The following is a 24,792-nucleotide window of genomic DNA, read 5'->3' on the forward strand; positions in this document are numbered from 1 at the left end:
GAAACCAACGCCCTGCGGCGTGAACTTGGGGGTGACCGCCTCATCATGGTCAACATCCGCGATCTCGATCCCTGTGCGTCTCCGCTGGACTACTACGGCGCCGAGTTGCGCCGCATAAGGGAGGAAGCCGAGCTGAAACAAGGACAGCTCGGGAGCATCGTCTTCTGCACCGGGTCCCTCATCGGGCAGATCGAGACGGCGCGGAAGGTACCGACCCGGGAGTTCTCGGAGCGGGTGGACGCGGCGCTGGACACGGGAGGGGCGTTCTCCCGTCTGGTGGGGCTGGTGCTCAGGAGCCAGCTGCCGGCGTGGTTCCAGGCGTACGCGGAGATGGAGGCGCGGGCGACGTACATCTCCTCGTTCCAGCCGCAGTTGGTGTACGGGCTGCTCCAGACGGAGGCGTACGCGCGGGCGGTGCTGGGCGTGTGGCCCGAGGGGGATCTGGACGCGAAGGTCGAGGCCCGACTGGACCGGCAGCGCCTCCTCGACCGTGAGGACCCGCCGCTGATGTGGGTGGTGATGAGCGAGGCCGTACTGCATCAGGAGATCGGCGGCCGCGAGGTCATGTGGAACCAACTCGCCCACTTGTTGGCCATGCGGGAGAAGCAGTGGGTGCAGGTACAGATCCTGCCCTTCGAGGCGGGGGCGCACGCGGGGCTACCAGGATCGTTCAACATCCTGCGCTTCGAGGACGACCCCGACATCGTCTATACCGAAGACTTCGCCCAGGGGTACATGACGGCCAATCCGCAGACCCTCAGGGAGGGTTCCCTCCGTTACGATCTTTTGCAGGCCGCCGCGCTCTCCGTGGAGGAATCGGCGGTACGGATCGCCCGCGTAATGGAGGAGCGTTATGGACATTAACCAGAGCCTGACGGGCGCAAAGTGGCGTAAGTCCTCGTACAGCGCTGACAACGGCGGTGACTGCGTCGAAATCGCCGAGCACCCCTGCCGGGTGGCCGTGCGGGATTCCAAGAACCCCGACGGCCCCGCCTTCACCGTCAGCCCCGCCGCATTCACGGCGTTCGTGCGCGGGCTCTGATCAGTCCAGCTCGTACACGAAGGTGTAGGGCACGGACGGTTCGCCGTGCCGGGCTAGGAACGTGCCCGTTCCGCTCAGGCCGGTGAGCTCACCCGTGCCCGAGCCCGGGACCACCTCGAAGGTGCACTCCACCGTGCCGTCGGGGTGGAACGCGCCGCGCTCCTCGACGGCGAACGTGCCCGTGCGGCCGTCGAGGGAGCCGGCGAGCAGTTCCATGCCGGTGTAGGTGCCGGTCTTCTCGGTGACGTAGACGATCGAGTACTCGCAGGTGGTCCCGGCGGCCTCGATGCCGCCGGTGAAGGAGTTGACGACCGAGGCGTGGGCCAGCTTCGGGGTCGCGCCCTCCGGGCTGACGGTGCGCTCCTCCCAGTTGGCGAAGGTGAACTGGCCGGTCGTCGTGCGCGTGGGCATGGGGCTCCTCAGGGGCGGGCCGCCCGGGCTTCTCCCGCGCGGTGTGGCTCCAGCCTGAGCGGTGTACCTGACACCTTCTGTCAGGTACACCGGGTGGCCTGGCCACAATGGGCCGATGCGCGCCGACCGGCTTCTCTCCCTGCTCCTGCTGCTCCAGAACCGGGGCCGGATGACCGCCCCGGAACTCGCCGCCGAGCTGGAGGTGTCCGTCCGGACGGTGTACCGGGACATCGAGGCGCTCGGGGCGTCCGGGGTGCCCGTCTGCGCCGACCGGGGGCCCGCCGGCGGCTTCCGGCTGATGGACGGCTACCGCACCCGGCTGACCGGCCTCACCGATGCCGAGGCCGGCTCCCTGTTCCTGGCCGGGGCGCCGGGACCGGCCCGGGATCTGGGGCTGGGCGGGGCCGTGGCCACCGCCCGGCTGAAGCTGGAGGCCGCGCTGCCCGCCGCGCTGGCGGACCGCGCCCGCCTCGTGCAGGACCGCTTCCACCTGGACGCCCCGGCGTGGTTCCGCGACGCCGACTCCGTCCCGCACCTGGCGGTGGTGGCGCGGGCGGTGTGGGAGCAGCGGGTGCTGCGGGTGGAGTACCGGCGCTGGTCGGGGGAGGTCCGCGCCCGGGAGCTGCACCCGCTGGGGCTCGTCCTCAAGGGCGGCATCTGGTACCTGGTCGCGGCGGCGGAGGGGAGCGCCCGCACCTACCGGGTGTCCCGGCTGCTGGCGGCGGAGGAGGCGGGCGGGACCTTCGAGCGCCCGGCCGGCTTCGACCTCGCCGCCCACTGGGAGGAGTCCTCCCGCCGCCTGGAGGCCGCCCTGCACCAGGGCGTGGCCCGCCTGCGGCTCTCCCCGCGCGGACAGCGCCTGCTGCCGATGCAGTGCGGGGCGCCGGGGGCGCGGGCGCTGGAGGGGGCCGGGGCGGCGGACGGGGACGGGTGGGTGGAGGTGGAGCTGTCGGTGGAGTCGCAGGCGGTGGCGGTCGGCGACCTGCTCCGGCTGGGGGTGGAGGCGGAGGTCCTCGGTCCGCCCGAGCTCCGGGCGGCCGTGGCGCGGGCGGTGGAGACGCTGGCGGACCGGTACCGGGGTGCGGGGGCTCCGCAGGCGGCTCCGGAGGCGGCGAAGAACACCCGCACCTGACCTTCCGTCAGATTGGAACGTGTTCTAGTCTGCCGCGCATGGGCATCGGAATCACGCAGGAGCAGCGGGAGTTGGCCGAGGCCGTGCGCGGCTGGGTGGGGCGGGAGGTGCCGCCCGAGGCGGTGCGCAAGCTGCTGGACGCACCGCCCCAGGCGGGGGCGCGGCCCGGCTACTGGGACGGGCTGTGCGCGCAGGGGCTGGCGACGCCTCATCTGGAGGGCGGGTCGCTGCTGGATCTGGCCGTCGTCGTGGAGGAGGCCGCCCGGGCGGCGCTGCCCGGGGCGTTTCTGCCGAGTGCGCTGGCCTCCGTACTCCTGGACCGGGCAGGGGCCGAACCGCTGGACGGGCGGGTCGGGGCGGTGGCCCTGGCGCCCGGCGGGGTCACCGCCGTGGCCGCCGAGGGGGGTGGGTGGCGGCTGGACGGGGTCGCGCCGCCCGTGCTCGGGGCCGCCGAGGCGGAGGTGGTGCTGCTCGCCGCGCGGGTGGGGGAGGGGGTGCGGTGGTTCGCCGTGGACGCCGCCGCGCTGGGGATCCGGCCGCACGAGAGCGCCGACCCGACCCGGCCCACCGCCGAGGTGCGGGCGCAGGGGGTGCGGGTGCCGGCCGGGCGGCTGCTGGAGCTGGACGAGGCCCAGGTGCGGGACGCGGCCTGCCTGCTCTTCGCCGCCGACGCCTGCGGCACCGCCGCCTGGGCGGTGCACACCGCCGCCGGCTACGCCCGCACGCGCGAGCAGTTCGGCCGGCCCATCGGGCAGTTCCAGGGCGTCAAGCACCTGTGCGCCGACATGCTCGTCCGTCTCGAACAGGCCCGCGCCCTCACCTGGGACGCCGCCCTCGGCGCCGAAGAGGAGCCCGCCGTCCGCTCGCTGGTCGCCGCCCTCGCCGCCGCCACCGCCCTGGACGCCGCGTACTCCTGCGCCAAGGACTGCGTCCAGATCCTCGGCGGCATCGGCTTCACCTGGGAGCACGACGCCCACATCCACCTGCGCCGCGCCCTCGTCGCCCGCCAGCTGCTCGGCCCCGGCGACACCCACCGGCTGCGCGCCGTACGCCTCGCCGCCGCCGGAGCCCGGCGCGAGCTGCGCCTGGAGCTCCCGGCGGAGGCCGAGACCCACCGGGCGGCCGCCCGCGCCGCCATCGGGGCAGCCCTTGGCCTCGACCCGGCCGCCGCCCGCCGGGTGCTCGCGCCGACCGGCTACGCGGCCCCCTACCTGCCGCCGCCGTACGGGCGCGGGGCCGGACCCGCCGAGCAGATCGTGATCCAGCAGGAGATGCGGGCGGCCGGGGTCAAGGTCGCCGAGCTCGGGATCGCGACCTGGATCGTGCCCTCACTGATCGCCTTCGGCAGCGAGGCCCAGCGCGAGACCTACGTCCTGCCCACCCTGCGCGGGGACGTCACCTGGTGCCAGCTCTTCTCCGAGCCGGACGCCGGCTCCGACCTGGCCTCCCTGCGCACCCGGGCGGAGCGGACCGACGACGGCTCCTGGAGGATCAACGGCCAGAAGGTGTGGACGAGTTCCGCGCACACCGCCGACTTCGGCATCCTCCTCGCCCGCACGGACCCGGGGGCGCCCAAGCACCGGGGGCTCGGCTACTTCGTCGTCGACATGAAGCACACCCCCGGCATCGAGATCCGCCCCCTGAAGGAGATCACCGGGGACTCCCTCTTCAACGAGGTCTGGTTCGACGGCGCCCTGCTGCCCCCGGACGCCCTGGTCGGCGCGGCCGACGGCGGCTGGAAGGCGGCCCGCAACACCCTCGGCAACGAACGCGTCCACATGGCCGACCAGGTCGCCTTCGACAGCGGGCTGGAGGCGCTGATCGCCGCCTCCCCCGGCCTCGACGCCTCGTACGGGGTCCGCATCGGCGCGCTCGCCGCCGAGGCCCACGCGCTCGCCTGCATCGGGCTGCGCACCACCCTCCAGCAGGTGTCCGGGCTGGAACCGGGCGCGGGGGCCTCCGTACGGAAGCTGGTGCAGACCCCGCACCAACAGCGGACCGCCGAGCTGGCGCTGGAACTGCTGGGCCCGGCAGGCGCGGTGCGGGAGGGGGCGGGGGAGCGGGCGGTGCACGGGATGCTGATGTCGCGCTGCCTGACCATCGCCGGGGGCACCACGCAGGTCCAGCTCAACGTCGTCGCCGAGCGGCTCCTCGGCCTTCCCAGGGACTGAAGGGCAGCTGTGATGAAGTCGTACATCGTGGGCGTCGGCATGACGCGGTTCGAGAAGCCGGAGTCGCGGGACTGGCAGTACTGGGACATGGTCCGCGAGGCCGGCGGCGCCGCGCTGGCGGACGCCGGGGTGGACTACGGGCTGGTGGAGCAGGTGCCGGTGGGCTACTGCTTCCAGCCCTCCACCGCCGGACAGCGGGCGGCGTACGAGCTGGGCCTGACCGGGGTCCCCGTCTACAACGTCAACAACAACTGCGCCACCGGCTCGACGGCGCTGATGATGGCCCGCCAGTTCGTGCAGGGCGGTCTCAGCGACTGCGTGCTCGCGCTGGGCTTCGAGAAGATGAAGCGGGGCGCGCTGGGGGGCGGGGCCGACGGCGGCGACTTCGCCACGTCACCTGTCGCCCGGCACTACGGGATCATGGCCGCCGCGCACGGCTTCGAGATGTCCCCGCCCACCGCCCAGATATTCGGCGACGCGGCCCGCGAGCACATGGAGCGGTACGGGACCACGCCCGCACAGCTCGCGGCGGTCGGCGCCAAGAACCACCGGCACTCGGCGCACAACCCGAACGCGCAGTTCCAGGACGTCTACACGGTGGAGGAGGTCCTCGCCGCCCGGACCATCCACGACCCGCTGACGAAGCTCCAGTGCTCGCCGACCTCCGACGGCGCGGCGGCGGCGCTCGTCGTCTCGGAGCGGTTCCTCGTGGCGCACGGGCTGCACGACAAGGCGGTGGAGATCGTCGCCCAGGCCATGACCACGGACACGCAGGAGAGCTTCGGGGGCTCCTGCATCGACGTGGTCGGCAAGCCGATGACGGCTGCCGCCGCCCGCCGGGTCTACGAGGACTCCGGGCTCGGGATCGAGGACGTCGACGTGGTGGAGCTGCACGACTGCTTCTCGGTGAACGAGCTGCTGACGTACGAGGCGCTCGGCATGTGCGCGGACGGGGCCTCGGGGAAGCTGGTGGAGAGCGGGGCCACCACGTACGGCGGCCGGTGGGTGGTCAACCCGTCGGGCGGCCTGATCTCCAAGGGCCACCCGCTGGGGGCGACGGGGCTCGCGCAGGCGGCGGAACTGGTGTGGCAGCTGCGCGGCGAGGCGGGGGCCCGCCAGGTGCCCGCCGCCCGGGTGGGGCTGGCCCACAACATCGGCCTGGGCGGGGCGGCGGTGGTGACGCTGCTGCGCCGGTGAGCGGTGGTGAGGCGCGCCGACGCGCCCTGGGCCGGCTCTTCCGGATCTTGTCTGACCCGCGCCGCCCGGCCTCGCACCCCGCCGCCTTGGCAGGGCACCAAGTAGGTCCAGTACGGCGGCGCCCGGCCAAGGCGCCGATGCACGGCACCTGGGGGCACCTCCCAGCGGTAGCTGGGGGAGCGACGCGGGCTTGAGCGACAAGGTCCGGAAGAGACGACCTACACGTGCACCAGCCGGGGCATCAGCCGCAGGGCGTTGTCCCGGTTGATGCCCCGCCGCTGCCGGACGCTCAGCGCGGGGTCGGCGGCCAGGGCGGGCACGGCCACGTCCGCGACCACCCCGGCGGGGCAGGCGGGCCAGTCGCTCCCGAACAGGATCCGTCCGGGGTCCACGGTGGCGAGCAGGGTCCCGGCGGGGGAGAGCGGGCCGGCGGTGTCGTAGTAGAACCGGTGCATGTGGTCCCGCACGACCTCGGGCTCCAGGGGCGGCTCGAAGGCCCCGCCGAAGGCGGCCATCCGCGTGGCGATGTGCGGCAGGAACCCACCCCCGTGCGGCAGGATCACGGACAACTCGGGGAACCGGTCGAGCGTCCGCGTCCGGATCATGTTGACGGCGGCCCGAGTGGTGTCGAGCAGGAAGTCACACATGAAGTTCGGCACCCCAGGCACCGCCCCGGGGCCGCCGGGCCCGCCCGGGCCGCCGGGACCACCAGGGCCTGCGGGGCCACCGGGGCCGCCCGCGCCAGTGGGGCGTCCTGCGGCGCCTGCGCCGCCAGGACTGCCGGGACTGCCCGGCCCGTCCGGGCCGCCTGTCCCGCCGGGGCCACCGGGGCCGCTGGGGCCACCGGGGCCACCAGGGCCGCCCGTGCCAGTGGGGCGTCCTGCGGCGCCTGCGGCGCCTGCGCCGCCTGGACTGCCAGGGCTGCCAGGGCTGCCGGGACTGCCCGGCCCGCCGGGGCCTGCGGGGCCGCCGGGACTGCCGGGCCCGCCCGGGCCGCCTCCCCCGCCGGGGCCGCCGGGGCCGTCAGACCGGCCGGGCCCGCCCGGGCCGCCGCCCATCCCGCCCGCGCCGCGCGGCGACACCGTCGGGTGGCCGCCCGTCGGGCCGTCCGGGAGGTTGTGGGGGTGGGTGTCCACGATGGCCGCGCGGTCGTTCAGTTCGGCGAAGACGCGGTCGTACGAGGGGTCGCCCAGGTAGACGCCCCGGTAGTTCGCCGTCACGTTGACGCCCACCGCGCCCAGCTCGTCCAGCCCCCGTCGCAGGGTCCAGACGGAGACCTCCTCCTCGTCCAGGAACAGCGGCGCGTGGAACGCGAAGCGGCCCGGGTGCGCCTCGACCACCTCCGCCGCCGCCTCCAGCGTGACGGCCACCGCCTCCCGCAGCTGCGCGGCACTCTCGTACCGCGCCGGCAGCATCGGCTTCAGCACCGCCACCGCGATGCCCGCCCGGTCCATCAGCGCCAGCGCGGCCTCCGCCTCCCACCCGGCCCACGGCGGCAGCGAGCGCGGGCCGATCAGGCCCCGCTCCTCGGCCCACCGGCGCCAGGCCGGCGCGCAGAAGTGGTGGTGGACGTCGATCACCGCCCGGCTGCCGTCGTCCTCCGGCCCCGCCACCGCGTCCACGCGTCCCGCTCCGCCGACGGCCAGGCCGCCCGCACCGTATTCCGGCATGTGCGCATTTCCCCTTCGTCGGCCCGCGAATCGAAAACCACCGCACACCCTAGGGCGGCGTCCGCCCCCCGCCGCCCGGACATTCCGCAGGGGTGGCTTTCGGCTCCGAACGGCTCAATCGGGTTTCACCGTCGAACCGCCCCGGGAAAGGAGCCGACTGTCAATTCCGGGTTACCCGAAAGGTCTGGGCGCGTGACGACTGAACCGACTACCGCGGCGGATGACGGTCTCGCGCTGCACGAGGCGGTGGCGGCCGCGACGCAGAGCACGCCCGCATACCGCCAGTGCCCCTACCCGGTCTACCGCACCCTGCGCGAACAGGCCCCCATCGCCCGCCTCACCCCCGGCCACGGCGTGGACACGTACCTGATCACCCGCTACGAGGACGCCCACGCCCTCCTCGCCGACCCCCGCATCGGCAAGGACATGCACGAGGGCATCGACCTCTACCACGCCCTCTTCGGCGACCTCTGCGAGGCGCTCGACGACAACCTCCTGTTCGCCGATCCGCCCCGCCACACCCGGCTGCGCCACATCGCCAAGACCGCCTTCACCCCCCGCCACATCCACGCCCTGCGCCCGCACATCGAGGAGCTCGCCCACGGGCTGCTCGACCGCTGCCCCACGGACCGGCCCGTCGACCTGATGCAGGCGTTCGCGCTGCCGCTCCCGGTCATGGTCATCTGCGAACTCCTCGGCATCGTCGGCGACGAGCGGACCGAGGTCCTGAAGTGGTTCGCGGTCGTGACCCGCTCCCGGTTCAGCAAGGACCTCCGGGGCGACCTGGAGGAGGCGGAGCTCTGGCTCCGCGACTACTTCGCCCGCCACATCCACCGCACCCGGCAGCAGCCCACGGACGACTTCCTCAGCATGCTGGTGGAGACCCCGCACGAGGAAGAGCCCCTGAACGACGACGAACTCGTCTCGATGATCTGGGTGCTGCTCTTCGCCGGGCACAAGACGACCACCCTCCAGATCGGGAACTGCGTCTACAGCCTCCTGACCCATCCCGACCAGTTCCGGATGGTCAAGGAGAACCGGGAACTGCTGCCCCAGGCGATCGAGGAAATGCAGCGGTTCGAGGGATCGGTGGAAACGTCCACCTTCCGGTATGCGCTGGAGGACGTGGAAATCGGCGGGACGGTCATTCCGAAGGGCGCCGTCGTGCAGATCGCCCTTTCCTCCGCCAACCGCGACCCGGAGAAATTCCCCGACCCCGACACCCTGGACTTCACCCGGGAAGGGTTGCAGAGCAGCCACCTCGGCTTCGGATACGGCCCCCACTACTGCCTGGGCGCCCCGCTGGCCCGGCTGGAGCTGGAGATCTGCCTGACGGCGCTGCTCGACCGCTTCCCGGAGATGGTCCTCGCCCTGCCGACCCCCGCCGAGGGGGACTGGCTCAAGGGGCCCTTCCCGGCCTTCCGCGGGCTGATGAGCCTGCCCGTCGCCCTGGACCCCTCGCGGACGGTCGACGACTGGACCGCGGGGAACTGACCGGGGCCCCGAGGCCCCGGGCGAAGCCCTCCACCCCTGGCCGGCGGAGGGCTTCGGCATGGTCGGGGGCCCGTCGGCGCCGGGCGGTCAGGGTCCCGCCAGCGCCGGGTCCACCACCGTCTCGCCCATCGAGGCCCGCCGCAGGCACTCCGCGAGCTCCTCGACCGGCCCGTCCCGCAGCACCAGCCCCGCCGCGCCCGCCTCCAGGACGGCCTCCCGCAGCCCCGGGTGCGCCGAGCCGGTGGCCACCAGCACCCGGCACTCCGGGTCCTCGGCCAGCAGCTCCGCCACCGCGGCGGGGTCCTCCACCAGCGCCACCTGCGGCCGCTGCGTCAGCGAGGCCACCACCTCGATGTCCGGGAGGAGCCCGAGGTGCACCGCCAGCGGCGGGTTCGGCGGGAGCAGCAGCACACGCAGGGAGCGGGCGGGCCGGTGGGCCACGGGCATCTCATCCACCGCCGCAGGCTACCGCCCGGGCCGCCCGTGGGCCCGTAACACGGAGCGCGCCACAGCGACCTGACGGCGAGTCAGCAGTCTTCCCAACCACCGGGCCGTGCGTTATACATTCCCTCAGCCGCCTCCTAGAACGCGTTCTAGAACCGGCTCCGCATGCGACCTCGGTGCGGCCGACGGTGCGGACGGTCGCGCCGAGGTCTTCCAGAGCAGAAGGAGCAGCATCCGAATGCCGATCGATGCCGCCAGGGCCCTCGCCGCCGACCCCCGCCAGGGGGAGATCGCCTGGGACCACAAGGACATCCAGCTCTACCACCTCGGCCTCGGCGCGGGACGCCCCGCCACCGACCCGGACGAACTCCGCTACACCCTGGAGTCCAGGCTCCACGTGCTCCCCAGCTTCGCGACGGTCGCCGGCGCCGGCATGGCCATGCTCGGCGGGCTCGCCGCCCCCGGCATCGAGGTGGACCTGGCGAACGTCCTGCACGGCGGACACTCCATCGAGTTGCACCGCCCGATCCCCGTCCAGGGGCGGGCCACCTCCACCTCCAAGGTCGCCGCCGTCTACGACAAGGGCAAGGCCGCCGTCATCGTGCTGCGCTCCGAGGTCGCCGACGCCGACGGGCCGCTGTGGACGAGCGACGCGCAGATCTTCGTCCGGGGCGAGGGCGGCTTCGGCGGCGACCGGGGCCCCTCCGTGCGCGGCGAGCTGCCCGACCGGGCCCCCGACCGCACCGAGGAGCGGCCGATCCGGGAGGAACAGGCCCTGCTCTACCGGCTCTCCGGGGACTGGAACCCCCTCCACGCCGACCCGGAGTTCGCCAAGCTGGCCGGCTTCGACCGGCCCATCCTGCACGGCCTGTGCTCGTACGGGATGACCCTCAAGGCCGTGGTCGACACCGTCCTCGGGGGCGACGTCTCCCGGGTCCGCGCCTACCGCACCCGCTTCGCCGGGATCGTCTTCCCCGGCGAGACCCTGCGCATCCGGATGTGGCAGGAGCCCGGCCGCGTCCTGGTCGCGGTGACCGCCGCCGGACGTGACGACGCCCCGGTCCTCGCCGACACCGTCGTCGAACACGCGTAACGCCTGCTCACCCCCTTAAGGAGCCGCACCGTGCGCGCAGCACTGCTGAGCGAGATAGGCCAGGACAAGCTGGAAGTCGTCGATGACGTGGAAGCCGTGGGCCTGGGCCCCGGCAAGGTGCGCATCCGCATCAGGGCCACCGGCCTGTGCCACTCCGACCTCTCCGCGATGAGCGGCGTCCTGCCGCAGCCCGCGCCCTTCATCCCCGGCCACGAGGGCTCCGGGGTGGTCACCGGCGTCGGTGAGGGGGTCACCAGCCACCAGGAGGGGGACAGGGTCCTCGTCTGCTGGCTGCCGCCGTGCGGGCACTGCGCCGCCTGCACGCGCGGCCAGGGCCACCTGTGCCTGGAGAGCCTGGCCAACGCGGGCGTCCCCAACTTCCGCCGGCCGGGCGGGGAGGTGTTCGGCTTCGCCGCGACCGGAACCTTCGCCGAGGAGATCGTCGTCGCCGCGAACTGCGCCGTCCCGATCCCCGACGACGTGCCCTTCGACATCGCCGCGCTCATCGGCTGCGGCGTCACCACCGGACTCGGCGCCGCGATCAACACCGCCAAGGTGGAGGCGGGTTCCTCCGTCGCCGTCATCGGCTGCGGAGGCGTCGGCATCTCCGTCATCCAGGGCGCCAAGGTGCAGGGCGCGGCGCAGATCGTCGCCGTCGACCCGGTGGAGTCGCGGCGGGAGGCGGCCCTGCGGTTCGGGGCGACGGAGGCGGTCGCGCCGGACGCGTTCGACGACGCCAAGGCCCGGATCACCTCCGGGGAGGGCTTCGACTACGTCTTCGAGGTCGTCGGCAAGTCCGTCACCGCCCGCACCGCGTACCAGATGACCCGGCGCGGCGGCTCGGTGGTGATCGTCGGCGCGGGCGCCCTGGACGACAACTTCCAGATCGACATGTTCTCGCTGTTCTTCGACGAGAAGAAGATCCTCCCCTCCATGTACGGGGGCGGGGACGTGCTCCGCTCCTACGCGCGCACCATCGCCCTGTGGCGGGCCGGACGGATCGACCTGGAGGGCCTGATCACCCACCGGGTGCAGCTCAGCGAGATCAACGACGCCCTCGACCAGATGCGCACCGGCACGGCCCTGCGCACCTGCATAGAGATCTGATCCGAGAGGAATCCTGCCCATGTCACTGCCACTTGAGGGGCTCAGCGCCATCGTCACCGGCGCGGGGCGCGGGCTCGGCCGGGCGGAGGCGCTCGAACTGGCCCGGCTCGGCGCGAGCGTGGTCGTCAACGACTTCGGCCAGAGCGGGCGCGACGGCTCGGGGGAGGCGTCGGCCGCCCCGGCGGAGGAGGTGGCCGCCGAGATCCGCGCGGCGGGCGGGCAGGCGGTGGCACACCTCGGGGACGTGGCCGACTTCGCGCAGGCGCGGGAGCTGGTGGAGCTGGCCGTCTCCCGGTTCGGGAAGCTGGACGTCCTGGTCAACAACGCGGGGATCCTGCGGGACCGGATGGTCTTCTCGATGACGGAGGAGGAATGGGACTCGGTGATACGGGTCCACCTCAAGGGCCACTTCAACACCACCCGCTTCGCCTCCGCGCACTGGCGGGAGCGCTCGAAGGCGGCGGGCGGCCCGGTGTACGGGCGGATCGTCAACACCTCCTCCGAGGCGTTCCTCGGCGGTTCGGCGGGCCAGCCGAACTATGCGGCGGCCAAGGGGGGCATCGTCGGCCTGACCACCTCGACCGCGCTGGCCCTGGCCAAGTACGGGGTCACCGCCAACGCGATCTGCCCGCGCGCCCGGACCCGGATGACCGAGGACGTCTTCGCCGGCTTCGAGGTCCCGCAGGACGGCACGCTCGACCCGCTCGCCCCGGAGCACGTGGCCCCGCTGGTCGGCTACCTCGCCTCCCCGGCGTCGGCGCGGGCGAACGGGCAGCTGTTCGTGGTGCACGGGGGGATCGTGGTGGTGATGGAACGCCCCCGGGTGGCGGCGAAGTTCGACACCTCGAAGGAGACCTTCTCCTTCGAGGAACTCGACTCCCTCCTCACCCCGCACTACGCCTCCCGCCCGCCGAACGAGACCTTCGCCTCGCCGGAGGTCCTGGGCCTCAGGCACGACGGGCGCTGACGCACGACGGGCGCTGACGCACGGCGGGCGTCGATCCACGACGGCGCCGACCCGCGGGCGCTGGCACCGGCGCGTCGCTCAGCGCCGCTCGCCGAACCCCGCCAGCAGCCCGCGCGGGTCGAAGGTCACGCGGATGCGGGCGATCCTCCCGTCCCGGACGCGCATCCAGTTCGCCGTCGGGGCGGGGGGAGCGATGCTGGTGTGCAGGTCGAACCAGGTGATCACCTCGTCGCCCTCCGCCACCCGCACCCGCACGTCGATCTTCTCCAGCACCTGCCCGAGCCCCCGCAGCCCGGCCAGCGCCTCCTCCGTCCCCTGCGCGGTCCCCAGCGGCCCGACGAAGTCGACGTCCTCGGCCAGCAGCCCGCTCATCGTCTCGAAGTCACCCGCCTCCCAGGCGGTGAAGTAGGCCCCGGCAAGCTCTCGTGCACTGCTCTGCGTCTTGGTCATGCCCCTAGCCTGCCGAGCCCCGCAGTCATCTGTCCAACAGATGATTCACATACGGGCTATCATCACTGGTTATGGAGACCCATCAGCTGAGCTACTTCACGGCGGTCGTGGACGAGGGGACGTTCACCGGCGCGGCCCACCGCCTCCAGGTCAGCCAGTCCGGCATCAGCACCCAGGTGGCCAAGCTGGAGCGGGAGCTGGGCCAGCGGCTCCTCGACCGCTCCGGCCGCCAGGTGCGCCTCACCCCGGCCGGTGAGGCCGTCCTCCCCCTCGCGCGGAGCGCCCTCGCCACCTTGGACGCCATCCGGCACACCGCGGCCGAGTTCGCCGACGCCGTGCGCGGGCGGGTCCGGCTGGGCATGGTCATGGGCTGCTCGATCCCGCCCTTCCTGGACGCCGTCGCCGACCTCGGCCGCAGCCACCCCGGCATCGAACTCAGCCTGCACGAGGGCCACTCGGACGACCTCCAGGCCCAGGTCCTCGCCGGCTCCCTCGACCTCGCGCTGATCGGATACGCCGGCGAGACCGCCCCCGGCCTGGAGACGGCCGTCGTCATCGACGAGCCGATCGCCGCCGTCGTCCCGGCGGGCCACCCCCTCGACCGGCCCCGGCCCCCGCTCGCCGGCCTCCGGGGCGAGAAAGTCCTCTGCCTCCCCCGGGGCACCGGTATCCGCGCGGCCTACGAGGACTCCTGCCGCCGCCTCGGCCTCGACCCCCGCGTGGACCTCGAAGCCGCCTCCCCGACCGCCCTCCTGCACCTCGCCGAACGCGGCGCGGGCGTCGCCGTCCTGAGCCCCTCCTCCACCCAGGGCTCCGCCCTCCGCGCCACCCCCTTCACCGACGCCCCCACCCACGCCCGCCTCGGCCTGATCACCCGCCCGTCCCCACCGTCCCCCGCAGTCCGCCTCCTCCACACCCGCCTCCTGACCGCCCTGCGGCCGTCCTGACGCACTCCCCGGGGCTCAGCCCAGGGGGGCCTGCTGGAGGGGGATGGGGCGGGGGGTGGGCTTCGGCTTCGGGGGTGGGTCCAGGTGGATCGGTGGGGGCGGGGACGACGGCTGGGTGAGGGTGACGAGGCCGCAGGGGGTTTCCGGGGTGGTGTGCGGGAGGTGGAGGTGGCCGTCCGGGGTCCAGCGGCCCGTGCCCAGCCAGCCCGCCGGGGCCGGGAGGCGGAAGACGTGGCGGTCGGCGGGGCGCCACAGGGCGAGCTCCGAGGCGCCGACGCGGAGGGCGACCCCGCAGGTTTCCGGCATCAGGACCTGGCCCGGCTGCACCGCGAAGGGGTGGGCGTCCTCCAGCCGCAGGCACTCCGGGAAACGGACCGGGCGGGCGCTGCCCAGCACCCCCCAGCCGAGCCGGGGCTCGCCCGGCGCGTCCGAGCGGATCAGCAGCAGCCCGCTGTCCGGGGCGGCCAGCAGCAGCCGGTCGTCGCTGTCCTCGGCGATCTGGAGCAGCGGGGTGACCACCCCGCCCCGGGCCAGGTCCACGGCGACGGCCTTCGTGCGGCCGTCCTGCTCGCGGTCCAGGGACAGCAGCCGGCCCGCACGGTCCAGCCAGACCCCGCCCGAGCAGCGGCCCGGCAGTACGGCGGCCCGCCTCGGGCCCTCGGAGGCGTGCCCGGCCACCTGCCAGACGGTGGTCTCCTCGCCGTCCACCGCCAGGGCGTAGGCGGTGCGCCCGTCGGGGGACGGCGGCAGCAGCCGCACCCGCAGGCCCTCCCCGGCCTCGACCCCGCCGAGCTGGAGCTCACCGGTGCGCGGCCCGGCGTCGGGGCCGGCCGGGCGGGGGCCCGTATAGGTGCCCGACGGGTAGAGCAGCGCGAACGCGTGCCGGTCGGCCACCCGGCGGTGGATCAGCACCCGCCCGTCGGCCAGCGGCAGCACCTCGCTGTCGGCCTCCTCCGGCTGCGCCAGCGGCAGCGGCACCGCGTACGGCTCCGGCCCGTCCAGCGTCCAGCGTTCGGGATAGCGGGCCTCGCCCTCCCCGGCCAGCCGCGCGGCGTACGCCCCGTCGGCGGTGATCGTGAGGGGGGCGGTCGTGGTCATCTCGGTGGCACAGACAGTCATCCGGGCCGTCACCTCCGGGAGGAACCTAGGTTTCGCGCTTCCGGCCGGACAACGCGACCCCGCACGCTTCACACGTACGGGTGGCAGGGCCGCGGTTCGCACGTGGCGGAGGTGGCGGCTGTGCTCCGGACAGGGGGCGTTCGGGACGTCCGGGGCCTTCGGGGCCGGCGCGCCGCCCGGCGCCCCCGCCCACCCCCCGTCCGGGGGACAGGCTGGCCGGCCGCCACGGACGGTAGCCTTGGCCCGTGCCCTCTCTCTCTGAAGTCATCGCCGCGCTGGACGCACTCTGGCCCCCCTCGCGGGCCGAGCAGTGGGATGCCGTCGGCACCGTCTGCGGCGACCCCGACGCCGAGGTCACCCGGGTGCTGTTCGCCGTGGACCCCGTACAGGAGATCGTCGAGGAGGCGGTGAAGCTCGGCGCCGACCTGGTCGTCACCCACCACCCCCTCTACCTGCGCGGCACCACCACCGTCGAGGCGGGCACCTTCAAGGGCCGTGTCGTGCACACGCTGATCAAGAACGACATCGCCCTGCACGTCGCCCACACCAACGCCGACACCGCCGACCCCGGCGTCTCCGACGCCCTCGCCGGCGCCCTCGACCTGCGCGTCACCGGCCCGCTCGTGCCCGACCCGACGGACCCCTCCGGCCGCCGCGGCCTCGGCCGGATCTGCGAGCTGGACCGCCCCGAGACCCTGCGCGAGTTCACCGCCCGCGCCGCCGCCCGGCTCCCGCGCACCGCCCAGGGCATCCGCAGCGCCGGCGACCCGGAGGCGGTCATCCGTACCGTCGCCGTCAGCGGCGGCTCCGGCGACAGCCTCTTCGCGCAGGTCCGCGCCGCCGGCGTCGACGCCTTCCTCACCGCCGACCTGCGTCACCACCCGGTGTCCGAGGCCCGCGAGCAGAGCGCGCTCGCCCTCGTCGACGCCGCCCACTGGGCCACGGAGTGGCCCTGGTGCGAGCAGGCCGCGGCCCAGCTCGACGCCCTCTCCGAGCGCCACGGCTGGGGTCTGCGGACCCACGTCTCGCGCACGGTCACCGACCCGTGGACGGCGCACGCGCCGTCCGGAACCACCCCTTCTAGTTCCTCTGGAGCCCCCAACTGAACGCCGAGCCCGCCGACCAGATCCGACTCCTCGACATCCAGGCCCTGGACATCCGGCTGTCGCAGCTCGACCACAAGCGCAACTCGCTGCCCGAGCACGCCGAGGTCGACTCCCTGACCAAGGACCTCAGCCAGCAGCGCGACCTGCTCGTCGCCGCCCAGACCCAGGCCAGCGACGCCGCCCGCGAGCAGACCAAGGCGGAGCAGGACGTCGACCAGGTGCGCCAGCGCGCGGCGCGCGACCAGCAGCGCCTGGAGTCGGGCGCCGGCGTCTCGGCCCGGGACCTGGCGAACCTCCAGAGCGAGGTCGCCTCGCTCGCCAAGCGGCAGGCCGACCTGGAGGACGTCGTCCTGGAGGTCATGGAGCGCCTTGAGGGCGCCCAGGAGCGCGTCACCACGATCACCGAGCGGGTCTCCGCCCTGGAGGCCAAGCTGGCCGACGCCACCGCGCGCCGCGACGCCGCCACCGGTGAGCTGGACGCCGAGGCCGCGAAGATCGCCAAGGACCGCGAGGTCGTCGTCGCCTCGATGCCGGCGGACCTGATGGCCCTGTACGAGAGGATCCGCGTCAAGCAGGGCGGCGTGGGCGCCGCGCGCCTGTACCAGCGCCGCTGCGAGGGCTGCCGCCTGGAGCTGGACATGGCGGAGGTCAACGAGATCAAGGCCGCCGCCCGCGACCAGGTCGTACGCCACGACAACTGCGGCCGCATCCTGGTCCGTACGGCGGACTCGGGCATCTGATGCGGCGGTTCGTCGTGGAGGCCGACGGCGGCTCCCGGGGCAACCCGGGGCCCGCCGGCTACGGCGCGGTCGTCCTGGACCCGGTGACGGGGGAGACCCTGGCCGAACGCGCCGAGTTCATCGGCGTCGCGACGAACAACGTCGCCGAGTACCGGGGCCTGATCGCGGGCCTGAAGGCGGCCCGCGAGCTGGACCCCGACGCGGAGGTCCGGGTCCGGATGGACTCGAAGCTCGTGGTGGAGCAGATGTCGGGCCGCTGGAAGATCAAGCACCCCGGCATGAGGCCGCTGGCGGCGGAGGCGGCGACGATCCTGCCGCGCGGGCAGGTCACGTACGAGTGGATCCCGCGCGAGCGCAACAAACACGCGGACCGCCTGGCCAACGAGGCCATGGACGCGGGCCGCACCGGCACCCCGTGGCAACCCCGCTCCGCCCCGACGCCCCCCGCGCCCCCGTCCGGCCCCCCGGGCGACGCGGCGAAGGGCGCGGCAGCGGCCCGCGCGGCCCTGGCCTCCGGCCGCCTCACGGGCGCCGCCGCCCCGGCCCCGGCGGGAGCCGGCACGGTGGCGGGTACCGCCGGGGACACCACCGACGTGCGGGCCGCCCGCAGCGCGGCCGCTGCCCCGGAGGCCGGACCCCGCGCGGCTGCCGAGCCGGACGGGACGCCGGGCGCGCCCGCCGCCGACCTGCGGGCCGCCCGCAGCGCGGCCGCTGCCCCGGAGGCCGGACCCCGCGCGGCTGCCGAGCCGGACGGGACGCCGGGCGCGCCCGCCGCCGATCTGCGCGCCGCCCGCAGCGCGGCTACCGCACCCGAGGCCGGAACCCTCTTCGACGAAGCCGAGGCCCTGGCCCCCGGCGGCTCTGCCCCCGCGACGGTGGCCGGGCTGCTGGTCCCGGCGGGTACGCGAGCCGCGGAGGCGGGGGCGGCCGCCGCCCCGGCCGTCGGCGGGCAGGCGCAGGAAGCTCCCGTGGGTACCGGGTGGGGCGGCCCCGATGTGGGGGCGCCCGCCACCTTCGTACTGCTGCGGCACGGGGAGACTGCCCTGACCCCGCAGAAGCGGTTCTCCGGGAGCGGCGGCAGCGACCCCGAGCTGTCGCCGGCCGGGCGCCGGCAGGCTCTTGCCGTGGCCGAGGCGCTGGCCGCGCGGGGGACCGTCCAGGCCGTCGTGACCTCGCCGCTGCGCCGGTGCCGTGAGACCGCTCAGGCCGTCGCCGACCGCCTCGGGCTGCCCGTCACCGTCGAAGAGGGCCTGCGCGAGACCGACTTCGGCGCCTGGGAGGGTCTCACCTTCGCCGAGGTGCGCGAGCGCTTCCCCGACGACCTCCAGGCATGGCTGGACTCCTCGAAGGCCGCCCCGACGGGCGGCGGCGAGAGCTTCGCCGCCGTCACCCGCCGGGTCTCGGCCACCCGGGACCGGCTGCTGGCCGCGTACGCGGGCCGCACGGTGCTGCTGGTCACGCACGTGACCCCGGTCAAGACGCTGGTCCGCCTCGCGCTGGGCGCCCCGCCGGAGTCCCTGTTCAAGATGGAGCTCTCCGCGGCCTCCCTCTCGGCGGTGGCCTACTACGCCGACGGCAACGCCTCGCTCCGGCTGCTCAACGACACCTCCCACCTGCGGTAGGCGTCGACACGGCCGCCCGCCGGCCCGCCTCACGGCGCGGGCGGCGGCTAGACACGGCCCAGGGCCTCCACGGACCCGCCGAGGGCGCGGGCCATGTTGCCGGCCTCGGCCGCGGCGGTGCGGATCCGGCGGCCCGCCGCCCGCCCGTCCTGGGCGGGAAGCCGCCGCCCCTTCTCGGCGGTGTCCCAGTCGCCGTCGTGCCGCTCGATGTGCCGGGCCAGGTGCTCCAGGGCGGCTTCGAGGTGCTGGGCGAGGCCGAGCAGGCCCGCGGTCACGGAGGCGATCTCGGCGTGGCCCGCGTACGCGTTGCGCGGGTCGGAGGTCGCTTCAGCGAGATCGTGTATGTGCGCGGCGGCGGCGGCGACGGCCGCGGAGTGATCGGTCATGGATCCGAGCGTGCCCCATGGCACGCCCCTCCGAGGGGCGTTCGGGAACCCCGGACGATGGGAACGGCAGACGAGCCGGCCTGTACGCCGGGTTCTGTCGCCCGGAGACCTCGCGGTCGCCGGGGAGACGGCCATCCATCTAGGACCGGCGTTGCCGCCGGCCTCATGCGGTCTACCCGCGAACTCGGGCGGGCAGCCCTCGAACGCTCGCGCAGGGCCGTCCGAGAACGACCCCTCTTGACCTTGCTCCGGGTGGGGTTTACCTAGCCGCCTGAGTCACCTCAGGCGCTGGTGGTCTCTTACACCACCGTTTCACCCTTACCGGGGGCCGAAGCCCCCGGCGGTCTGTTTTCTGTGGCACTGTCCCGCGGGTCACCCCGGGTGGGCGTTACCCACCACCCTGCCCTGTGGAGCCCGGACGTTCCTCGGCGGGATCCGGAGATCCCGACGCGGCCGTCCAGCCGACTCGTCTGTCGTGCCGACCATGCTACCGGCTGCCGGTGGCGGGGCTTGACCTTGACGCAGCGGCAGGGTTTCCACTGTGTCTGCCGAGGGGCGTGAGGAACGGATGAGCTGCCTGGTCACCGCCCTGCGGCGGACGGTCGGTTAGGCGGGGGCGAAGAGGACTCTGGCGGTGGACGGGTCGGCCTGGGTGAGGCGGACCGGGATGCGGGCGCCGAGGGGGAGGGGCGCCGTCGGGGATTCGATGCGGCCGACCACCGCCGGGTCCTCCAGGTGGACCGTGCCCGTCTGCGGGTCGTGTTCCTCCACGTCGATGACCGTCGCCTCGAAGGTCTGCCCGACGCGGTCCTGGAGCACGGCCGCCTCGACCAGGTCCACGCACCCCCGCTCCACCGCGTTGGCCCGCCGGGTGCCCTCCTGCATTTCGTGCGGCAGCGCCGCCAGGGCCGCCAGCGCCCACTCGGGCGGCGCCGCGCCCGCCACCGCCGCCACGCACAGCTCGCCGGTGTAGCGGTCGACGAGCCGCCGCAGTGGGGCGGTGCAGTGCGTGTACGGGGCCGCCACCGCCGCGTGCACGGCGGGGTCGGGCAGCTCGCCGTCCGTGAACACCGTGTACCCGGCGCCGCGCAGCAGGGCCGTGCACTCCTGGAGGAACGCGGCGTGCGCGGGGATCCGGGGGTCGAGGGAGCGCACCAGCTGGGCGTACGGGACGTGGTGCGGCCACTCGATCCGCAGGGCCGCCGCCACCCGCCGCAGCCGCCCCACCGCGCCGTCGGGGGCGGCCGGGAGGGTGCGCAGGATCCCGGTCCCGGCGGCCAGCATCAGGTCGGCGGCGGCCATCCCGGTCATCAGGGAGATCTGGGCGTTCCAGCCGTCGGCGGGCAGCGGTGCCCGGTAGGTCAGGCCGTAGGAGCCGTCGCGGGCGACGACCTCCTGCTCGGGGACGTTCAGGGAGATCCCGCCGCGCGCGGTCTCCAGCGCCTCGCGCAGGATCCCGATGTCCTTCAGCAGGGCCAGGGCCGGTTCGGCGGTGCCGGTGTCGATGGCCTTCTGCACGCCGTCGTAGTCGAGTCTCGCCCGGCTGTGCACCAGGGCCCGGCGGACCTCGGTGGTCTCCACCCGTCCCTCGGCGTCCAGGTCCAGCCGCCACAGCAGGGCCGGGCGGGGGCCGTCCGGCAGCAGGCTGGCCGCGGCCTCGGAGAGCGCGGGCGGGTGCAGTGGGACCCGGCCGTCGGGGAAGTAGAGGGTGGTCGCCCTGCGGTGGGCCTCGGCGTCGAGGGCGCCGCCGGGGGTGACGAAGGCGGCGACGTCGGCGATGGCGTAGTGGACGCGGTAGCCGCCGGAGGACCGTTTCTCCAGGTGCATGGCCTGGTCGAGGTCCACGGAGCCCGGCGGGTCGATGGTGAACAGGGGGATCTCGGTGGCGTCCTCGGCGGGCAGCCGGGGAGCGGCAGCGGCCCGCTCGGCCTCGGCGAGCACCTCCGCCGGGAAGGCGTCGGGCACGGCGAGCCGGGTCCGCAGCGCCCGCAGCGCGGCGCCCAGGGCGGCACCGTCCGCACCGGCCATGTGCGGCTGCATGTGCAGGTGACGGTGTGGCATGGACCGAGCGTATGTCCTGGCCGGGAGTTCTTCTCGGCGGCGGAGCGTACGGGTACCGGGGCGCTCCGGCCGGGACCGGCGGGGCGGCGGGCCGTCTACCCTGGCCCGGGGGCCGCACCCCCCGTGTCATGCCATCGATAGGAGAACCACCGTGCTCGTGCTGCTGCCGCCCTCCGAGGGAAAGGCCGCCGGCGGCTCCGGCGCACCGCTCGACCCCGCCTCGCTGTCGCTGCCCGGGCTGGCCGGGGCGCGGGCGGCCGTGCTGGAGGAACTGGTCGAGCTGTGCGCGGGCGACGAGCTCAAGGCGCGCGAGGTGCTGGGGCTCAGCGAGGGCCTGCGGGGCGAGGTCGCGAAGAACGCCGCGCTGCGGTCGGCGCCGGCCCGGCCGGCGGGGGAGGTCTACACGGGTGTGCTGTACGACGCCCTCGGCCTGGCCGGCCTGCCCGCCGCCGCGCGGGCGCGGGCCGAGCGGACGCTGCTGGTGTTCTCCGGGCTGTGGGGTGCGGTGCGGGTGACCGACCGGATCCCCTCGTACCGGTGCTCGATGGGCGTGAAGCTGCCGGGGCTCGGCGCGCTGGGAGCGTACTGGCGTACGCCGATGGCCGAGGTGATGCCGGAGGCGGCCGGGGACGGGCTGGTGCTGGACCTGCGCTCGTCGGCGTACGCGTCGGCGTGGAAGCCGAAGGGGGAGACGGCGGGGCGTACGGCCACGGTGCGGGTGCTGCACGCGCAGATCGTGGACGGGGTGGAGAAGCGGTCGGTGGTGAGCCACTTCAACAAGGCGACGAAGGGCCGCCTGGTCCGCGACCTGCTGCTCGCCGGGGCCGAGCCGGCCGGCCCGGAGGAGCTGGTGACCGCGCTGCGGGACCTGGGCTACGTGGTGGAGGCCGAGCCCCCGGCGAAGGCGGGCCGCGCCTGGTCCCTGGACGTGGTCGTCACCCAGATCCACTGACGGGACGCCGCCACGCGGGGCGGCCGGGCGGTCCAGGGGCCGGGCCGGGGCGGCCCCGGCCCCCCGATCCGCCGACGGGGCACGGCCGTCAGCGGCCCAGGGGCCAGGCGACCGGGGACGGGGTCTGGTCGGAGGTGCCCGCGTACTGGGCGCAGGCGTCCGTCAGGGTCTCCAGGAGGGTCAGGGGGTCCGGCAGGGGGTGGCTGACGTCGCGCACCCAGGTGACCGCGAGGTCGCCCGGCAGGGCGGCCGGCGGGAGCAGGACGTAGCTGCCGCGGCAGTGCCAGCGCAGGCCGGGGTGCTCGTCCATGGTCTCGGGGTGGCAGTCCAGCTCGCAGGGCCACCATTCGTCCTCGTCCTCGGGCGTGCCCCGGGTGGCCGTGAAGAAGAGCATCCGCGCCTGGTCGCCCGTACCGCCGGACTCGGCGACCGGGCCGACTTCCACACCGGCGGCGAGCAGACGCTCCAGCGCGCTGCGGCCGGCCTCCAGGGGGACGTCGAGGACGTCGTGGACCATGCCGGTGGCGGTGATGAAGTTGGCCTGGGGCTGGCTGCGGGCCCAGCGCTCGATCTGGGCGCGGTCGGTGGTCGACTGGGTCTGCCAGGCGAACGAGACCGGGTGCCGGGCCGGCGTGGGACAGCCGATGCGGTCGCACGAACACCGGTAGCCGACGGGGTGGGCGGCCGGGGCCACCGGCAGGCCGGCGGCGGCGACGGCCAGCAGGAGCGCTTCGCGTTCCCTGCCGGGGTCCTCGGGAGCGGGTTTCGCGCGGCGGCGCAGCCACTGGGAGATCCTGCTCTGCTCGCCGCGTTTGACGCGGCCGGACTCAGACCCCATCTATCCCCTCACCTCACCGTTGCCCCGGCAGACCATTCCATCGTCCCACCATCCCCGGGGCCGGATGACCGCACCCCCCGATCGGACCCCCGCGCCTACTTCCTGCGATAACCGCACAATCAGGCCATATGTTCTCGGCCTTGCCGAGGTCAGCAGCCGTCCGGCTATCGGACGGTGACTTTTGCCACGTCGGCGCCCCCGTGGCCCACCCCGCCCAGGACGGAGTCCACCAGGGCGTCGGTGTAGGCGTGCGTCAGGGGGGCCGTCCGCAGCAGCCACCGGTACGTGAACGGGCCCAGCAGCATTTCCACCACCAGCCGTACATCGGCGTCCGCCGCGAGCTGCCCGGCCTTCTGGGCCGCCCGCATCCGGGCCTCGTACAGCACGAGCTGCGGTTCCATCAGCTGCTCGGTGAAGCGCGCCCCCAGCTCGGGGTCGGTCGCCGCGGCCGCCGTCAGGGCGCGCAGGGGGGCCTCGTACCGGGGGTCGGCGAACTCGTCGGCGGTGGCCCGCAGGACGGACTTGAGGTCGGCGGCGAGGTCACCCGTATCGGGGAATCCGGACCAGTCCGCCTCCCGGCCGGCCTCTCCGGCCAGCGCCAGCGAGGCGTCCAGCAGGACGGCCGCCTTGGAGGACCACCAGCGGTAGATGGTCTGCTTGCCGACGCCCGCGCGGGCCGCGATGCCCTCGATGGTCAGCTTGTCGTAGCCGACCTCGCCGACCAGGGCGAGGGCGGAGTCGAGGATGGCGCGCCGGGAGCGCTCGCTGCGGCGGCCGGAGTCCGGGAGCTTGCTCATCGCCCCAACCTACCAACCCGGCGAGACGTCTCGTCTCCCGTCCGTTGTGGTAAACCACCCGATCAGTCCACTGTGCGCCCGGCCCCCGAGGGGGGACGATTCTCTCCGTACACACCCGTACCGCGAGTCCGCAGTCGTGAGGAGCCTTCTTTGCGCAGAGACGCCACACCCCGGCGCTACCTGATGTGCGCACCCGCACACTTCAAGGTCACGTACTCCATCAACCCGTGGATGGACCCCACGAAACCGGTGGACCTGCCCCTCGCCGTCGCCCAGTGGGAGGACCTGAGGGACCGCTACCTCTCCCTCGGGCACACCGTGGAGACCCTCGAACCGCAGCCGGGCCTGCCCGACATGGTCTTCGCCGCCAACGGCGCCCTCGTCGTCGACGGCCGGGTCCTCGGCGCCCGCTTCGCCTACCCGGAACGCACCGCCGAGGCGGAGATCCACCTCGACTGGTTCCGGGCCAACGGCTTCACCGACGTTCATGAGCCCGCGCACGTCAACGAGGGCGAGGGGGACTTCGCCGTCACCGCGAGCTGGATCCTGGCGGGCCGGGGCTTCCGCTCCAGCCCGCTCTCGCACAACGAGGCGCAGGAGTTCTTCGGCCGCCCCGTCATCGGCCTCGACCTGGTGGACCCGCGCTACTACCACCTGGACACGGCGCTGTGCGTGCTCGACGGCGACGAGATCATGTACCACCCGGCGGCCTTCTCGCCGGGCAGCCAGGCCGTGCTGCGCAGGCTCTTCCCGGACGCCCTGCTCGTGGACGCCGAGGACGCGGCCGCCTTCGGGCTGAACTCGGTCTCCGACGGGCGGCACGTGCTGCTCCCGCAGGCGGCGACCGGGCTGCTGGCACCGCTGCGCTCGCGCGGGTTCGAGCCCATCCCGATGGACCTGGGCGAGCTGCTCAAGGGCGGCGGCAGCGTGAAGTGCTGCACCCAGGAACTCCGCCCGGCGGAGCCCGTCACGGAGCTGCCGGCCCAGAGTTCCCCGGTGCTGGAGGTCCCGGCCTAGTGATACCGGCCTAGAGGTCTCGGCCTGGA

General features: G+C 74.3%; 24 protein-coding genes and 1 other RNA gene. 15 read left to right on the forward strand and 10 right to left on the reverse strand.

The window, feature by feature from the left end; genetic code table 11:
* Nucleotides 1-45: 45 nt before the first annotated feature.
* Nucleotides 46-864 (forward strand): helix-turn-helix transcriptional regulator, encoded by an 819-nt coding sequence (locus ABZ716_RS03590; RefSeq protein ID WP_351881543.1) that lies wholly within the window; start codon nucleotides 46-48, stop codon nucleotides 862-864.
* Nucleotides 854-1,042 carry a DUF397 domain-containing protein gene (locus ABZ716_RS03595; RefSeq protein WP_351881540.1) on the forward strand — a complete coding sequence of 63 codons (189 nt, stop codon included), beginning with the start codon at nucleotides 854-856 and terminating at the stop codon, nucleotides 1,040-1,042. The genes ABZ716_RS03590 and ABZ716_RS03595 overlap by 11 nt, the downstream gene beginning before the upstream one ends.
* On the opposite strand, the gene ABZ716_RS03600 is transcribed toward ABZ716_RS03595, so the two are convergent.
* Nucleotides 1,043-1,453, reverse strand: coding sequence for a DUF3224 domain-containing protein (locus ABZ716_RS03600; protein ID WP_358956197.1), 411 nt, complete (start codon nucleotides 1,451-1,453; stop codon nucleotides 1,043-1,045). It lies immediately after the preceding gene.
* A 115-nt stretch (nucleotides 1,454-1,568) separates the two neighbouring features.
* Between ABZ716_RS03600 and ABZ716_RS03605 the strand changes: the two genes are divergently transcribed.
* The 3 genes from ABZ716_RS03605 to ABZ716_RS03615 are packed head-to-tail and all read left to right on the forward strand — an operon-like array spanning nucleotide 1,569 to nucleotide 5,953.
* The gene (locus ABZ716_RS03605; RefSeq protein WP_358956199.1) at nucleotides 1,569-2,585 is read left to right on the forward strand and encodes a WYL domain-containing protein; all 1,017 of its coding nucleotides are present in this window, start codon (nucleotides 1,569-1,571) and stop codon (nucleotides 2,583-2,585) included.
* A gap of 38 nt (nucleotides 2,586-2,623) precedes the next feature.
* Nucleotides 2,624-4,756, forward strand: a complete 2,133-nt coding sequence (locus ABZ716_RS03610) for an acyl-CoA dehydrogenase family protein (protein WP_358956201.1) — start codon at nucleotides 2,624-2,626, stop codon at nucleotides 4,754-4,756.
* 12 nt (nucleotides 4,757-4,768) lie between these two features.
* Complete coding sequence (locus ABZ716_RS03615; protein ID WP_358811440.1) at nucleotides 4,769-5,953, forward strand: beta-ketoacyl synthase N-terminal-like domain-containing protein; 1,185 nt, start codon at nucleotides 4,769-4,771, stop codon at nucleotides 5,951-5,953.
* A gap of 218 nt (nucleotides 5,954-6,171) precedes the next feature.
* Here ABZ716_RS03615 and ABZ716_RS03620 read toward each other — a convergent pair whose 3' ends face one another.
* Nucleotides 6,172-7,623, reverse strand: a complete 1,452-nt coding sequence (locus tag ABZ716_RS03620) for an amidohydrolase family protein (RefSeq protein WP_358956204.1) — start codon at nucleotides 7,621-7,623, stop codon at nucleotides 6,172-6,174.
* A 192-nt stretch (nucleotides 7,624-7,815) separates the two neighbouring features.
* Here ABZ716_RS03620 and ABZ716_RS03625 point away from each other — a divergent pair, with 192 nt between their 5' ends.
* Nucleotides 7,816-9,117 carry a cytochrome P450 gene (locus ABZ716_RS03625; RefSeq protein ID WP_358811442.1) on the forward strand — a complete coding sequence of 434 codons (1,302 nt, stop codon included), beginning with the start codon at nucleotides 7,816-7,818 and terminating at the stop codon, nucleotides 9,115-9,117.
* A gap of 87 nt (nucleotides 9,118-9,204) precedes the next feature.
* On the opposite strand, the gene ABZ716_RS03630 is transcribed toward ABZ716_RS03625, so the two are convergent.
* Nucleotides 9,205-9,564 carry a DNA-binding response regulator gene (locus ABZ716_RS03630; protein WP_358956412.1) on the reverse strand — a complete coding sequence of 120 codons (360 nt, stop codon included), beginning with the start codon at nucleotides 9,562-9,564 and terminating at the stop codon, nucleotides 9,205-9,207.
* A 235-nt stretch (nucleotides 9,565-9,799) separates the two neighbouring features.
* On the opposite strand from ABZ716_RS03630, the gene ABZ716_RS03635 reads away from it, so the two are divergent.
* From ABZ716_RS03635 to ABZ716_RS03645, 3 genes are read left to right on the forward strand one after another with little or no spacing between them, the layout of a single operon-like run.
* Nucleotides 9,800-10,654, forward strand: coding sequence for a MaoC/PaaZ C-terminal domain-containing protein (locus ABZ716_RS03635; RefSeq protein ID WP_358811443.1), 855 nt, complete (start codon nucleotides 9,800-9,802; stop codon nucleotides 10,652-10,654).
* A 30-nt stretch (nucleotides 10,655-10,684) separates the two neighbouring features.
* Entirely contained in the window at nucleotides 10,685-11,761 is a 1,077-nt protein-coding gene (locus ABZ716_RS03640; RefSeq protein ID WP_358956207.1) for a Zn-dependent alcohol dehydrogenase, read from the forward strand.
* Nucleotides 11,762-11,780: 19 nt separating this feature from the next.
* Nucleotides 11,781-12,728 (forward strand): 3-oxoacyl-ACP reductase, encoded by a 948-nt coding sequence (locus ABZ716_RS03645; protein ID WP_358811445.1) that lies wholly within the window; start codon nucleotides 11,781-11,783, stop codon nucleotides 12,726-12,728.
* Nucleotides 12,729-12,806: 78 nt separating this feature from the next.
* On the opposite strand, the gene ABZ716_RS03650 is transcribed toward ABZ716_RS03645, so the two are convergent.
* Nucleotides 12,807-13,178 carry a nuclear transport factor 2 family protein gene (locus tag ABZ716_RS03650; protein WP_358811446.1) on the reverse strand — a complete coding sequence of 124 codons (372 nt, stop codon included), beginning with the start codon at nucleotides 13,176-13,178 and terminating at the stop codon, nucleotides 12,807-12,809.
* Between the two features lie 71 nt (nucleotides 13,179-13,249).
* Here ABZ716_RS03650 and ABZ716_RS03655 point away from each other — a divergent pair, with 71 nt between their 5' ends.
* Nucleotides 13,250-14,125, forward strand: coding sequence for a LysR family transcriptional regulator (locus ABZ716_RS03655; protein ID WP_358811447.1), 876 nt, complete (start codon nucleotides 13,250-13,252; stop codon nucleotides 14,123-14,125).
* Nucleotides 14,126-14,140: 15 nt separating this feature from the next.
* On the opposite strand, the gene ABZ716_RS03660 is transcribed toward ABZ716_RS03655, so the two are convergent.
* Entirely contained in the window at nucleotides 14,141-15,244 is a 1,104-nt protein-coding gene (locus ABZ716_RS03660) for a hypothetical protein (RefSeq protein ID WP_358811448.1), read from the reverse strand.
* A gap of 245 nt (nucleotides 15,245-15,489) precedes the next feature.
* Between ABZ716_RS03660 and ABZ716_RS03665 the strand changes: the two genes are divergently transcribed.
* Genes ABZ716_RS03665 through ABZ716_RS03675 form a run of 3 tightly spaced genes read left to right on the forward strand, consistent with a single transcriptional unit; the run spans nucleotide 15,490 to nucleotide 18,712 of the window.
* Nucleotides 15,490-16,350, forward strand: a complete 861-nt coding sequence (locus ABZ716_RS03665) for a Nif3-like dinuclear metal center hexameric protein (RefSeq protein WP_358956210.1) — start codon at nucleotides 15,490-15,492, stop codon at nucleotides 16,348-16,350.
* Nucleotides 16,347-17,090 carry a C4-type zinc ribbon domain-containing protein gene (locus ABZ716_RS03670; protein WP_358956414.1) on the forward strand — a complete coding sequence of 248 codons (744 nt, stop codon included), beginning with the start codon at nucleotides 16,347-16,349 and terminating at the stop codon, nucleotides 17,088-17,090. The genes ABZ716_RS03665 and ABZ716_RS03670 overlap by 4 nt, the downstream gene beginning before the upstream one ends.
* On the forward strand, nucleotides 17,090-18,712 hold the full coding sequence (locus ABZ716_RS03675) for a bifunctional RNase H/acid phosphatase (RefSeq protein WP_358956213.1): 1,623 nt from the start codon (nucleotides 17,090-17,092) through the stop codon (nucleotides 18,710-18,712). Before ABZ716_RS03670 ends, ABZ716_RS03675 begins: the two co-directional genes overlap by 1 nt.
* 47 nt (nucleotides 18,713-18,759) lie before the next feature.
* Here the strand turns inward: ABZ716_RS03675 and ABZ716_RS03680 are convergent, their stop codons facing one another.
* The 3 genes from ABZ716_RS03680 to ABZ716_RS03690 form a co-directional block, all read right to left on the reverse strand.
* Nucleotides 18,760-19,098, reverse strand: coding sequence for a hypothetical protein (locus tag ABZ716_RS03680; protein ID WP_358956215.1), 339 nt, complete (start codon nucleotides 19,096-19,098; stop codon nucleotides 18,760-18,762).
* 67 nt (nucleotides 19,099-19,165) lie between these two features.
* Nucleotides 19,166-19,567: RNase P RNA component class A (gene rnpB, locus ABZ716_RS03685), an RNA gene on the reverse strand.
* Between the two features lie 137 nt (nucleotides 19,568-19,704).
* Nucleotides 19,705-21,159 carry an RNB domain-containing ribonuclease gene (locus tag ABZ716_RS03690; protein WP_358811451.1) on the reverse strand — a complete coding sequence of 485 codons (1,455 nt, stop codon included), beginning with the start codon at nucleotides 21,157-21,159 and terminating at the stop codon, nucleotides 19,705-19,707.
* A 151-nt stretch (nucleotides 21,160-21,310) separates the two neighbouring features.
* Here ABZ716_RS03690 and yaaA point away from each other — a divergent pair, with 151 nt between their 5' ends.
* On the forward strand, nucleotides 21,311-22,111 hold the full coding sequence (gene yaaA / locus ABZ716_RS03695; protein ID WP_358811452.1) for a peroxide stress protein YaaA: 801 nt from the start codon (nucleotides 21,311-21,313) through the stop codon (nucleotides 22,109-22,111).
* An 88-nt stretch (nucleotides 22,112-22,199) separates the two neighbouring features.
* On the opposite strand, the gene ABZ716_RS03700 is transcribed toward yaaA, so the two are convergent.
* Together ABZ716_RS03700 and ABZ716_RS03705 are read right to left on the reverse strand one after the other, a co-directional pair.
* The gene (locus tag ABZ716_RS03700; RefSeq protein ID WP_358811453.1) at nucleotides 22,200-22,949 is read right to left on the reverse strand and encodes a bifunctional DNA primase/polymerase; all 750 of its coding nucleotides are present in this window, start codon (nucleotides 22,947-22,949) and stop codon (nucleotides 22,200-22,202) included.
* A gap of 164 nt (nucleotides 22,950-23,113) precedes the next feature.
* On the reverse strand, nucleotides 23,114-23,746 hold the full coding sequence (locus tag ABZ716_RS03705; protein WP_358811454.1) for a TetR/AcrR family transcriptional regulator: 633 nt from the start codon (nucleotides 23,744-23,746) through the stop codon (nucleotides 23,114-23,116).
* Nucleotides 23,747-23,896: 150 nt separating this feature from the next.
* Here ABZ716_RS03705 and ddaH point away from each other — a divergent pair, with 150 nt between their 5' ends.
* Nucleotides 23,897-24,763, forward strand: coding sequence for a dimethylargininase (gene ddaH / locus ABZ716_RS03710; protein WP_358811455.1), 867 nt, complete (start codon nucleotides 23,897-23,899; stop codon nucleotides 24,761-24,763).
* Nucleotides 24,764-24,792 lie beyond the last annotated feature (29 nt).

The sequence above is a fragment of the Streptomyces sp. NPDC006687 genome (genome assembly GCF_040636215.1).
Lineage (GTDB): Bacteria > Actinomycetota > Actinomycetes > Streptomycetales > Streptomycetaceae > Streptomyces.